The 12,967-nt window shown below is 43.7% G+C and carries 10 protein-coding genes; 5 read left to right on the top strand and 5 right to left on the bottom strand.

Annotated elements, in window-relative coordinates:
• The first annotated feature begins 448 nt into the window (after window positions 1–448).
• A complete protein-coding gene (locus EXN75_RS05225) occupies window positions 449–2,812 on the top strand; it encodes a heparinase II/III domain-containing protein (RefSeq protein WP_134843017.1) in 2,364 nt (787 codons plus the stop codon).
• A gap of 210 nt (window positions 2,813–3,022) precedes the next feature.
• Window positions 3,023–4,138: a Fic family protein gene (locus tag EXN75_RS05220; RefSeq protein ID WP_134843016.1), complete on the top strand. Its 1,116-nt coding sequence runs from the start codon at window positions 3,023–3,025 to the stop codon at window positions 4,136–4,138.
• 525 nt (window positions 4,139–4,663) lie between these two features.
• Here EXN75_RS05220 and EXN75_RS05215 read toward each other — a convergent pair.
• Window positions 4,664–6,058 carry an ATP-binding protein gene (locus EXN75_RS05215; RefSeq protein ID WP_134843015.1) on the bottom strand — a complete coding sequence of 465 codons (1,395 nt, stop codon included), beginning with the start codon at window positions 6,056–6,058 and terminating at the stop codon, window positions 4,664–4,666.
• A 247-nt stretch (window positions 6,059–6,305) separates the two neighbouring features.
• On the opposite strand from EXN75_RS05215, the gene EXN75_RS05210 reads away from it, so the two are divergent.
• Both EXN75_RS05210 and EXN75_RS05205 read left to right on the top strand, forming a co-directional pair.
• Window positions 6,306–7,037: a porin family protein gene (locus tag EXN75_RS05210; RefSeq protein WP_134843014.1), complete on the top strand. Its 732-nt coding sequence runs from the start codon at window positions 6,306–6,308 to the stop codon at window positions 7,035–7,037.
• A 169-nt stretch (window positions 7,038–7,206) separates the two neighbouring features.
• On the top strand, window positions 7,207–8,412 hold the full coding sequence (locus EXN75_RS05205) for a glycoside hydrolase family 88 protein (protein ID WP_134843020.1): 1,206 nt from the start codon (window positions 7,207–7,209) through the stop codon (window positions 8,410–8,412).
• A gap of 26 nt (window positions 8,413–8,438) precedes the next feature.
• Here EXN75_RS05205 and EXN75_RS05200 read toward each other — a convergent pair whose 3' ends face one another.
• Window positions 8,439–8,660, bottom strand: coding sequence for a hypothetical protein (locus EXN75_RS05200; protein WP_134843013.1), 222 nt, complete (start codon window positions 8,658–8,660; stop codon window positions 8,439–8,441).
• A 25-nt stretch (window positions 8,661–8,685) separates the two neighbouring features.
• Window positions 8,686–10,362 carry a glycoside hydrolase family 43 protein gene (locus tag EXN75_RS05195; RefSeq protein ID WP_134843012.1) on the bottom strand — a complete coding sequence of 559 codons (1,677 nt, stop codon included), beginning with the start codon at window positions 10,360–10,362 and terminating at the stop codon, window positions 8,686–8,688.
• A 450-nt stretch (window positions 10,363–10,812) separates the two neighbouring features.
• Here EXN75_RS05195 and EXN75_RS05190 point away from each other — a divergent pair, with 450 nt between their 5' ends.
• Complete coding sequence (locus EXN75_RS05190) at window positions 10,813–11,805, top strand: TraB/GumN family protein (protein WP_134843011.1); 993 nt, start codon at window positions 10,813–10,815, stop codon at window positions 11,803–11,805.
• A 140-nt stretch (window positions 11,806–11,945) separates the two neighbouring features.
• Here the strand turns inward: EXN75_RS05190 and EXN75_RS05185 are convergent, their stop codons facing one another.
• Complete coding sequence (locus EXN75_RS05185; protein WP_134843010.1) at window positions 11,946–12,446, bottom strand: pyruvate ferredoxin oxidoreductase; 501 nt, start codon at window positions 12,444–12,446, stop codon at window positions 11,946–11,948.
• On the bottom strand, window positions 12,436–12,948 hold the full coding sequence (locus EXN75_RS05180; RefSeq protein WP_022109804.1) for an RNA polymerase sigma factor: 513 nt from the start codon (window positions 12,946–12,948) through the stop codon (window positions 12,436–12,438). Before EXN75_RS05180 ends, EXN75_RS05185 begins: the two co-directional genes overlap by 11 nt.
• Between the last annotated feature and the right edge of the window lie 19 nt (window positions 12,949–12,967).

Here is a 12,967-nt window from a genome sequence, read left to right as displayed (position 1 = left end):
TAGGAAGCCCCATCGAGGGGCTCCCTACTTTACCAAAAGAGCAAGTCCGGGTTCGGTAAGTCCAGTGGAAGGGTAGTGACTACAAATATAGTACGATTTTTTTTATTGTGTCTATAAAATTAGGAACGAAAAATAAGGAGTGTCTACTATTTCAGTTTTATGAAATTGATAGTGTCTACCTTTTTAGTTTATAAAGTAAAAAAGTGTCTACAGAAATCAGGAAAAGTCAGACAATGTATTGCCCAAATTGTGGATATTAGTTTGGGCACTTGTTGCCCGCTTCATGAGCAACGGTTGCTCGTCTCATGTTCACCAGTTCCCCATCACGTGGTCCCCGAGGGACCGCTTGGAGAGCATGGTAGGAACTGTGTAGCCATTAAGAACTATAAAAGGCTACGTATTTCCTCCTTCCCAATCGTATTATTAGTAAAACAAAAGAAAAAAACGCATGAAACAGAAAGTTTTATACATGATTTTAGCGGCTTGCTTACTCTTAGTAAATGCTTCTGATATTTTTGCCAAGGGGAAAAAGAAAGTGGAAGACCCAGAGATAAGCAAGCTCAAGGGGAGGATAGAAAACGTGATGCAGAAGGTAGATGCACAGCCCGACTGGCTCTACTCCCGACTGCAGATGTTCTGGAACACCCACGCTTCTGATGTCTTCATAAATGGTGAAACCTTTGCGAAGGTGGGGGGAGAACGTGCCCCGGAACCCACCGTGAAATATAATGGCACCCGTGGAACGGCTTCGCAATACAATCGTCCCAGCCTGGAAGATATGATTCCATTCGATGACGATGAACTGGGCAATGTAACCTATGTAAGCAAGGCTTCAGGCAAGATGGAGAAGACTTCGCCAGCCAAGACGGGTTGTAATATCGCCAGCGTGAACCGACAGATTATGGGCATTGCCCGAGATGCAGCCTGCATCTATGCCGCAACTGGCGATATGCGATACGGCAAGATGGCGGCTAAGGTGTTTGATGTCTATATGAAAGGCATCGCCTATCGCAATGTGCCTATCGACCTGAACCACGGTCATCAGCAAACACTGGTGGGAATGACTACCTTCGAGGTTATCCACGAAGACATCATCAACGAACTCACCCAGATGTATCCACTTATCCGAAATCTCGTCAAGGAAGACCAGTCTATCATCGAAATGGGTTTCAAGAAGTGGGCGGAGAATATCATCGCCAATGGTGTGCCTCATAACAACTGGGACTTGTTTCAGGCCGATTTCATCGTGAAAATAGCTCTCATCTTGCAAGATAACCAGGCTTATGCCGACGGCAAGGGCAAGCAGTATTATCTGGATTATGTGGTGAATCAGAACAGTATCCGCCAGTGGAGTCTGAACAAGCTCATCGACTTTGGTTTCGATCAGAAGGCAAAAACCTGGTACGAATCTCCTGGTTATAGCACCACGGTGCTTAGCACCCTCTGCGATTTTACCAATATGCTCGATGAAAAGGCGGGAATTGATATGTTCAAGCAGCGTCCTATCCTGATAGACGGTGTGAAGGCCTCTGCCGAATATCTCTTCCCAAACCGTATGATAGCAGGTTTCGGCGATACCCATCCGGGCTATCTGAACCAGGGTGGCATCAATAATATCCTGAAATATGCTACCCGTCATAAGAACAAGCGTCTTATCGCAGAGATGAATCTCTTCAAGAGTGCCGTTTCAAGCGATGCTCCAATATCAGAAATCGAGAAATATACCAGCACGATGTTCTATGCTTCTAATGTATCATGGATTGCGATGCGTACGGGTATGGACAAGCAGCACGACTTGATGGCTTCCATCAATGCCAGCTTAGGTAATCATGCCCATGCCAATGGCATCTCCTTGGAACTTTATGGTAAGGGCTATGTGCTCGGTCCTGATGCAGGAATCGGAAAGCATCTCTATAGCGGATTGGATTATTCAGAGTATTATTCCCAGATGCCAGCCCATAATACAGTGGTAGTGGATGGTGTATCGAGCTATCCTGTGATGATGTCGCAGCATGCCTTCAAGGTTATTTCAGTCTATCCTGAAGTAAGTGCAGAGAAGCCTGCCAGCAAGAAGCTCTCTGAACAAAAGGAAAAGATGACCTATGCTACTGTAAGCTTCCTTGAACCAGAAACTCAGGCAGAACAGCAGCGTACTACCGCCATTGTGAAGACCAGCGATAAGGGCGGTTATTACATCGATGTATTCCGCAGCCGAAAGAAGGAAGGGGGCGACAAGACCCACGATTACTTCTATCACAACTTGGGACAGGAGATGAAGGTGATGGATGCGGCAAGCGGTAAGGTGCTCGATATGAAGCCAACCGAGGAACTCGCCTTTGCCGGTGGTCATCTCTATGCTTATTCCTATATATATAATAAGGTGAGTGCCGAAATGACCTCTTCTGTAAAGACCCAGTTTGTAACCAGGATAGAAGATGAAAAGGTGGTGGCAGCGATGGACAACCAGAAGGAGATTACGATGACGATGTGGATGAAGGCGGATGAAAACCGCACCATCTTTCAGGCGCTTTCTCCTGAAAACAGAGAATACGAACGTATGCCTAACCAGCCTTATAAGGTAATCGACCAGCCGGTATTGACCTTCGTGGCTCGCCAGAAAGGTGAGGCGTGGAATCATCCTTTCGTCTGCGTATATGAACCAAGTTCTGAAACAGAACCGGGCGATATCGCATCGGTAGATTACTTTACGCCAAGCGAGCAGGGTGCCGTGGGCATCATCGTGAAACTGAAGAATGGAACTGAGCAGCGCATCGTCTGTTCAGAGAATGGAAAAGTTAGCCTTTCTAATTAATTTTTAAGCAATCCCTATAGCAATGGTTTATCATCGTTATAGGGATTGTTCTTGTTGTATAGCCACGGGCTTTTTTCTACTCGATTTAGTCGCTATAGCGATGCTATTTTCTCCTATTCTCCGCAAAAATGCGGAGAATAATGCGAATAATCTCCGCAAAACTTGCATAATCCGATAAAATGCTTTATATTTGCGCCAAAAGAATCAATTATGAGGGAAGCAACAATGTATATTTGGCAGCAAGAGGATTGGCCTCACATGACTTGGGACAATGCCTGTTTTAGCAATAGCTTGGCAGAAGTGAATATGCTGAGGGGAAAGTTGCTGGGCCGGCTTTCCATGTTTGGTTTCGAGGAGCGAAACCAATCCATGCTCGACTCCTTAACACAAGAAATCGTGCATTCGGCAAGGATAGAGGGTGAGAACTTGAATAGGGATAGTGTGCGCTCTTCTGTGGCTCGACAGTTAGGATTGGAGTATGAAGGCTTGCCTGTGACCGACCATTATACAGAGGGAGTGGTGCAAGTGATGCTGGATGCCGTGCAGCATTATGCTATATCTTTGGATGCTGAACGTTTATTTTCTTGGCATGCGGCTTTATTTCCTACAGGGAGAAGTGGTATCCATAAGATAGCTGTAGCTCAGTGGCGAGTGGGCGATGAACCAATGCAAGTGGTTTCGGGTGCATTGGGTCATGAGAAAGTACATTATGAGGCACCTGCGAGCAAGGATGTTCCTATGATGATGGCGGAATTGATGGATTGGATAAATAAAGAGGAAAGTATAGACCCATTGGTCAAGGTAGCTGTGGTACATCTTTGGTTTGTGACGGTTCATCCATTCGACGATGGCAATGGACGGCTTTGTAGAACCTTGACCGAACTGTTGCTTTCCCGTGCCGACCAAACTTCCCAACGTTATTATAGTCTTTCTTCAGAGATACTAAATCATCGCAAGGAATATTACGACCACTTGGAGCAAGTGCAGAAAGGCGACTTGGACATTACTCCATGGATACAATGGTTTTTGCAGACTTTGAAGGCGGCTTTGGCAAATGCCTTGCAAAAGACGGAGAATGTAGTTCGTAAGACTCAGTTTTGGGATAAGCATCGCACGATAGCTTTTAATACCCGTCAGCGCAAGGTGCTCAACATGCTCTTGGATGGCTTCAAGGGAAAACTCAATTCTTCGAAATGGTACAAAATCAACCATTGTTCGCAAGATACAGCCAACCGAGACATCAAGGACTTAATGGTTAAGGGAGTATTGAGACAGACGGATGAAGGAGGACGTAGTACTAACTATGAATTGTGTAGTACTTTCTAAAATCCCATGTCAATGTTGTATCACATTATCGTAGGCGCCAGCATTTCCTCAAAGGAAGCACATTTATAAGCTCTAACGATGCGCTTTATTGAGGTTTAAGTTTTATTGAGGTCTAACGATGCGCTTTATTAAGGTCTAATGATGCGCTTTATTGAGGTCTAATGATGCGCATCGTTAAGTTGCCAAAAAGCGCTTCTTCATCCGTCTGTAATTTTCGAGGAATTAGGTTTCATTTTTCCCGTCACTGTACCCACTTTTATTTTTCTCTGCCCACGGAAAAATTCTTGCGTGGGCAGGAAGAAAAAAATACCCAGGCAGAGAAGACGGACAAACATCTGATCTGATGAACAAAAACTTCATACAAGGTATTTGATAATGGGTTAGATTGCCAAACAAATCAAAGTCCTATTGTGCCATACGCTTAGTCGTTATTTTGCGCCAAATGGGTTAAAAAAGGTATTTGGCGCAGAATAACGACATTTTTTAAGTATGTTTTCGCACGCTATCGGCTATTTCCTACACCAACTAATTCTTCATTACATCACTTGGCAGGAATACTCGCATATCCTTAGCACAATGAGTTGGCGACTCCTTTAAGAATAGCACAAGATGAATTTCCTGCCCTTTCTTAATAAAAGGCAAGTACTTAGCTTTCTGCTCCAAAACATTCATGAGCCTGTCGGCATCTTCATCGTGCGTCCATTTACATTCTCCTACCAAGATATGCTTCTTATCAATAGACTCTGCCACAACATCCAACTCAACCATCTTTCCATCCTTATTTTCTGGCGGAAATATCTTACCCCACCAACCAGATGCGACATTGTAGGCTATGCCATCTATAATATTTCCACTAACATATTCACGACAAAGTAATTCCCAGCATTGACCTATAAATTGTGGAAGTTGAGATAGAACCACTTGCATCACTATATCCATTCTTCCTAATTCCAAAATAGAACGATAAGGTACAATAAACTGATAGTGAAAACGTAAAAGAGAATCATTGATATGATAAATTCCCTTCTTACTTTTCTTAGGACTCTCACCAAAAGGAACCTCTCGACTAACATAGCCAAGTTCTCGCAACTTGCTTAAAGGTTCAGAAATCGTGCTGCTATCTTTACCTGCCCTATTTGCAATTTCAGACAATTTGTTGGCACCATTGCCTATAATAGTCAACAAAGTAGATGCCTGCACTGTATCTCTCATATCATCACGAAGTAGGCGTTGAGGTTCTTCTATCAAAGGTCCCTGCGGATCAAGCAATACCTTACGAATGGCCGTTTCCTTATCAGGATAATCCCTACGCAATTCCCAATAACGAGGCACTCCTCCCCAAATAGCATATTCCTCCACGGCTTGCACAGCATCACATTCCATAGCCATACTCATATATTGGGCAGGAATAGGCTGCATCTTCATAATTTCATTGGCAAGGCCATAGAGGGGCGACTGTCGGTTGAGTACATACCCATGCATCAACTGCTGAGAAGAGCCACACAATACCAAATCAAACTTCAATATTTTCTCATTCAGGAGTTTCTGAATGATGGAGGGAAGTACATCACAACTTTTCACCAAATAAGGGAACTCATCCAAGCAGACCAACATACGCTCAGAGAGCTGATTGTTGAAACTTCTAAACAAAGTTTCCCAATCTGGGTAAATCACTTTGTCAAAACCATCTATTACAGAAGCTGCAACTTTGGAAAAAGCTACACGTTGAACAGTCTCTGACGAAGTGTCGCTCAAAAAGTAAATCGCCTTATGCCGTGCTTTGACGATGCGTTTGATAAGCTCTGACTTACCGATTCTACGCCTACCATAAATGACGATAAACTGAGTATCTTCTCTATGAAGGGCTTCATTCATTCGCTCTAATTCTGCCCCTCTATCTATGAGTTCCTTAAATTCCATAAGCTTTGCGTTAGAAATATCTTGCACAAAGATAATCTTTTTCAAAGATATTTCCAAATGTCTGATAATTAAAGTGATATTTATTATTGAACTTTAACTAAAGTTACTTGCTTGGATAATCAGCTTCGTTTGCATAACGAATAAGAAACTTAAGAAATATGGGGAATGCGTCATAAGAAAAATTGCAGATTCTTGATGCAATATTTATGGAATTGTGCCGTTTTTCTTATATAATCATTCTCAAAATATGAATAGTATGAAAAAGTATATGATGGCAGTCGCCTTGATGGTGCTTTCTGTAATGACAGCCGTGGCGCAAGATGTAGAAAATCCTGTGGGGAAAATATCTGTTATCCCTCGCATTGGTGTGGTGCTCTCTAATTGGAGTAATAATAAAATCTATTTCACGACTGAAGAAAATGCTGACTATATGAAATCCAAATATCAAGCTGGATTTATGGGCGGTGTTGATTTCGAATATCGGGCTACTGAACAGGTGGGCATCAGCTTGGGAGCTTATTATGCCAAACAGGGCTTCCGATGGCCAAGTTATCAGACGGAAAGTAAGGATAATGGCAAGACGGTGCTGACGGGGTATAACAACCAGCACGTGGATCTGAACTATATTCAAGTGCCTCTGATGGTGAAGGCCTACGTCACACGCCAGTTGGCTTTGCTGCTGGGCGTACAGGCTGGCTTCCTCTTGGGTGATGGTAAGTATAAGGGTGATTCTTCGGAAGTGACTATTGATAAGACAGGAAATTCGTCTTATGAGGAGAAGGAATCCTTTAATGAGAAATGGCCAGCTAAGAAATGTGATGTTGCTATTCCGATTGGCGTGGCTTACGAGTATCAGAATGTGATATTGGATGCGAGATATCAGTTAGGATTGAGCAAGGTGGATAAGGTCGCCAATATGCCAAGCCAGTCTAAGACGAATGCCTTTACGGTTTCTGTGGGCTATCGTTTTACGCTGTAATTCTTCTCTCTTAATCCCCTGATGCAGGGAAAATCAATCATTTATTGCATCCAAAAGAATTTGTTAATAAGTATTCTTCTTATTTGATTCGTATTAATAATAAACAATAACGATGAAAATAGGAAGAATACTTTTTTTGATGTCTGCTCTTGCCTTCTCGCAAGCGGGAATGGCAAATCATCAGGCTTCGGATAAGAACTCTGCGGCAGACAAGATGTGGGTGCTTGATGTGGATAAGCAATTAGAATATTGCCACAAGCAAGTGGGTAGAGCCCTGGATGAATTGCGCCAGAAGGATGGCAGTTATGACTTCTCGATGGAACCGCGCAATATCCTGAAGGGCGACAGACAGAAGGGATGGAACTGCCGCAAGGCAACTCCTGAGGAGTGGTGCGACGGATTCTGGCCGGGCATTCTCTGGATGGATTATCAGAACACCAAGGATGAGGCTGTACGCAAGGCTGCTGAGGGCTATACGGAATCTTTGAAGGGTATTGCCTACCGTCCCTGCTACGACCATGACATCGGCTTTCTGATGTTCTGCTCCTACGGCAAGGGATATGAGGTAAATCATTCTCAGGAATATAAAGATGTGATTCTCGCTTCTGCTGATTCCCTCGCTACGCTTTTCAATCCTATCGTGGGTACGATATTGAGTTGGCCGAGAGAGGTGAAAACCCGCAACTGGTCTCACAATACCATCATGGACAATATGATGAATCTCGACATGATGTTCTGGGCTGCCAAGAACGGAGGCAACAAACTGCTCTACGATTTGGCGGTGACTCATGCCAAGACCACGATGAAGAATCACTTCCGCCCGGATGGCAGCTGCTATCATGTGGCAGTATATGATACCATCAATGGCGATCTCATCAAAGGTGTGACCCATCAGGGCTATGCTGACCATTCGATGTGGGCAAGAGGACAGAGCTGGGCCATCTACGGCTATACGATGGTTTATCGCTATACGCACAACAGGGTATTCCTGGACTTCGCTCAGAAAGTGACCGATATCTATATCAAGCGATTGAAGGAAACGAGCGACGATCTCGTTCCTCTCTGGGATATGGATGATCCACGTGGGGTGAAAGGTGGCGCTCCTAAGGACGCCAGTGCTGCTTGTGTTGTGGCAGATGCCTTGTTGGAACTCCAGCAGTATGTGGGAGGTGAGAAAGGTGAGGAATATAAGCTGTTTGCCTTGCAGTCTTTGGCTCAGTTGAGTACAGACCGATACCAGAGCGGCAAGAAAAATGTAGCTTTCCTCATGCACAGTACAGGTCATCATCCTGCAGGAAGTGAGATTGATGCCAGTATCATCTATGCCGACTACTATTATCTGGAGGCATTGATGAGAGCAAAGGCGTTGAAATGATTGAGACTTGTAGCTAAGGTTTAGGTTTATATATTAAAATTATTTAGTTTGGTTTTGTAGATTGTCAAAGGATGACAAACAGAACAGTCAATAGGTTTTGTCAAATCTGTTGACTGTTTTTTCTTGTTGCTAAAGCATTGATAAATCCCGAGAGAAAAATTTTCCCCTGGGCAGAGAAAAATTTTTTCTTGCCCAGGGAAAAATGAAAGTGGGGTATGGGAGGCTTTCTGCAAGACTTTCTTTCCCATGCCCATTTGTGCGGTAAATATAAATTTATTTTGTAACTCTAAACCAGTCTGCATCTATCCAGCCTCGATTACCCAGGGTGTTCTTGCGCTCACTCACAAATCCCATCTTGGCTCCTATCCATTTGCCCTGGCGCAGAGTAAAGAGATCGCCTGCATCCTTGTAGCGCTTGCCGTCTAAACTGTAGGCAAACTGGCATTTCCCAGCCTTGACTTTCATCTGGAGATAGATGTCGAGATAGATGGCTGGGGAGTATGGAATGGTGTCCATCTCTGTTGGCTTCAAGGTGGCGAGGGTCTTCTCTGTCTCTATACCACCTGTATCTGCGCCCTTGCAGTAGAGCTGTTGCAATAGGAACTTATCACCCATTCTTCGTACCACCAATGCCTGATAGTTCATGCCCATCATGATAATGCCGCCATACTGATCATCTTCTTTTGATGCAAAACGGATTTTTGCTGTGGCTGTAAAGTTCTCGGCTGGGGTCTTCTGCAACAGGAGATTGCCTGCTTCCCAAAGGCTCTTGAATGGCTGTGGATTGCCCGCTTTGTCAGTAGCCGTAAGATCAGCCGTATAGAGGCGCATGCAACCATTGTTGGTTGGCATTCCCCAAAGTTGGTTGTAGTTGGCGTGCCATTGCCACTGCAATCCTAATTCTGTACTGTTGAATTCGTCTGATTCCTGTGGATTCACTTTCGTATGAGAGGTTGACTTTGGTATGCGATAAGTAAGATAAGGTTCGCCGCATCCATCGCCGTCCTTGTCTTGTCCCATGACAGGCCATCCTGTCTTCCAATTCACGGGTTGCAGGAAGATGACACGACCGTAGGCATACTTGTCATTGAAATGCAAGAACCAGTCTTCTCCCTGCGATGTATGAACCCATGCGCCTTGGTGCGGACCGTTAATCTTCGTCTTGCCTTGCGCCATCACCATCTTCGCCTCGTATGGACCATATACGTTCTTGCTTCTCATGGCGAGTTGCCAGCCCATTTGTACGCCTCCTGCAGGGCACATAATCCAGTAGTAGCCGTCACGCTTATAGAATTTCGGACCTTCAGTAGTATGGTTTTTCTGTCCTCCATCAAATACGATGCGTGGTTTTCCTATCACTTTCGTGCCATCTGCTGAAAGTTCTCTAATGGTGAGTACAGAGTTGAATCCAGAACGGCTTCCTGCCCATCCGTTTACGAGATAGCATTTTCCGTCTTCATCCCAGAGCGGACAAGGGTCAATCATGCCTTTTCCTGCTATGACGCAGACAGGTTTCTCCCAAGTGCCTCGTGGGTCCTTGGTCTTTACCATGAAGATGCCATGATCGGGGTCACCCCAATAGATATAGAACTCTCCATTGTGGTAGCGGATAGCTGGAGCCCAAACACCCTTGCCATGCTGAGGCTTGTCGAAGAGTTCCTTGGGTTCCTGTTCCTGCAGGGCATAGCCGATGATTTCCCAGTTTACCAGATCCTTGCTATGAAGGATAGGCAGACCGGGGATGCAGTTGAACGAACTTGCCGTGAGATAATAATCATCGCCTACAGCCACCACATCCGGGTCGCTATAGTCGGCATAAATCACGGGATTAGTATAAGTGCCGTTGCCATTGTCGGGATTCCAAACCTGTGAATGATACTGGGCTTGGAGTGACAAGGGTACAGCAAGTAAGAAGCTCGAAAAGAGCCATGATGTCAGTTTCTTATTCATATCCTTTTCTCCTATTAATAATAGTACGGATAATGGCGGGCTCTTACTTATGGAAGAAACGTGATTTATTTTATGAAAATGCACTGGTTTTAGTGCACTTTTTATAAAGAATTGCACTGAACTCAGTGCAATTTTGCTTCTTTTGATGCCTGCTCTTGCTTTCTCACAAGTGGGAATGACAAATAATCAGTCTTCGGATAAGAGGTCTGTGGCAGAATTATGTATATGTTATTCAATCTAAGCCTATTCTCCTAATAGATTCCGTATGATAGATATATAAACGATATGATATAACCTTTTTTGTAATTATTTCCTTCCGAATTTTACCTGCACAGGGTTTGAATTGGGTATGCAGAAATATTGCGAAAGTATGAAAGGACATTAGTTTCATGTATATATACTAAATAACGTATTCCTTACGTTATTTAGTATGGTTTAAATTTTAAGAAAATGAAGAAAAATAGAAAAGGAGGAAGCCTTCTTGGCTTGCTGGTTTTATTCTTTGCGGTATGTTTCTGTAGTGGTTGTCGAGGTTGCTCGAATATGAAATTGAACAGCCAGAAGGATGGTATGCTGTGGGAAATATCTGGTAACGGATTGTCGCACAAATCATACTTGTTTGGTACGATGCATGGTGGCGGGCATAACTTTACACAGAAAGAAATCTTCACGGCATTTCCTCAGTTGTGTGAGGTCTTAGAGAATGTGTCTTGTATGTATCTTGAGCAGAGTAAAAATTTTAATGATTCTGCTGTTGTTGCTGATTGTATGGCATCTGCTTCTGTCTTTATGAAAGCAGATGAAGCAAGCGATTATAATACGTTGCCTCAAGGTGAAAGCTATCATGGTTTATATGATAATGAAGAGCAGTTTCGGCTTGTAGATAACTTTTTCTGCGAAAAGTTGCACCGATCTTCTTATGTGCAATTTAAACCTGCATACTGGGTGGAGCGCCTTCGATTGATGAAGATAAAGGGGAATGTTAAGGCTGTAAGTGTTGATGATTGTCTATATCGTGATGCATTGCAGAAGAATATCAAAGTTTTTGGATTGGAAACTTATGAGGAATTGGCAAGAACATTGGTAGAAACAATAAGGGATACTGCCGAATACCATAAGAGTTTGAAAGAGCAAGCTGTGGATTTATATAATGTGATTTCTCAAATTGAAAAGGTGTCGGCTTCAGTACCTTGCCATGAAATGTATTTGTCTGGTGAATTAGAGAAGCTATATACCCATAGTCAGTCTTTAATTCCCAAAGGAGTGGATGACTCGAAAATGGTAGCCGAAAGAAATATCAAATGGTTGAAAAAGATAGAAGGTCATTTAAAGGATAGGGCTTGTTTGATAGCCGTTGGAGTGATGCATCTCCCAGGAGATAAAGGCTTGATATCCTTGTTGCGAGATAAAGGATATGTTGTGCAACCTGTGAGAAACGAATAAAAATAAGTTGGGCTGCCAGAATATTCTGGCAGCCCTATTACGTTAGTATGTTATGAAAAATTTGAGAGAAATGAAACTTCACAGTTTCGAATTGTTTTACTAAACATGATTCTTTTTATATAGAGAAAGCATAGAAATTACTACTTTAATATGGTGGGAGAGGCTTGATCAACAGTCATTTTGTCGATGCTGGTGTGCTGCATGGAATCTACTTTTGCAGAATCTCCACTCAATGCAACAGAAGCGCCTCTTGTCGCCTTGATAACTCCCACGTTTTCAACATTCTGAGAATCTTCCTGGAATGGAACTTGGGCGGCATTGCCCAAAGTGAGGAAGATGGCTACGACAGCGGCAGCCTTGAATAATGGCTTCAGGCGCTCAGTCAGCGATACAACCTTTGCCTTGTTAGGCTCCTTGGTGTATTCATCTTCGATCATAGCCATCATCTTCTGGTCGAACTCCTCACCCAAAGCCTCGTTCTTGGTCTCGCTCAACTCATAGGCAAAGAGAGACTTATACGGCTTCAGCTCGGCAGGAAGTTCATCCTGGCTGAAGAATGTGCGGAGAATGTTCTCTTCTTCCAAAGAGGTCTCGCACTTCCAGTAGCGTTCCAAAAGTTGGTTGATGTACTTATAATCCATATCTGTCGAATTGTTGAAATCTTTGTTTTACTGTCTGACGAGCTCTGAAGATATTTACTTTTACTTGTTCCTCGGTTATTTCCAGGATTTCAGCTATTTCCCTGTATGCTTTTCCTTCGATATCTCTCAGTTGCAGGCAGGAGCGCTGTTTCTCTGGCAGCTCGTCTATCATTTTCCTCACGATGTCCAGCTTGTCTTTCTGAATCATTCGCTCGGATGGGGTAGAAGCGGTGTCTGGCTGCTCTATCTTCTCGTTTTCTATCGAATCATTCTGATTTTCTTTCTTCTTGATGCGATCGAGCGAGAGATTGCGGGCGATAGTGAGGCTGAATGCCTCGATGGATTCCAAATCCTGCCATCTTTCGCGGGCGTTCCAGACTTTAATCATTGTATCCTGCACGACATCTTCTGCTTCCTCTCTGTTGAGAGTAATGCGCAGAGCCAACCTGAAGAGTTTATTCTTCAGTGGCAAAACATCGTTTCGGAAACTGATTTCTTTCATCCCTCTATTATCAATGACG

Origin of the sequence: Segatella hominis, from assembly GCF_004535825.1 — a bacterium.
GTDB classification, from domain to species: Bacteria; Bacteroidota; Bacteroidia; order Bacteroidales; family Bacteroidaceae; genus Prevotella; species Prevotella hominis.
Note: the sequence above shows the minus strand (reverse complement) of the source record. Positions and strands in the feature narration are given on the sequence as shown.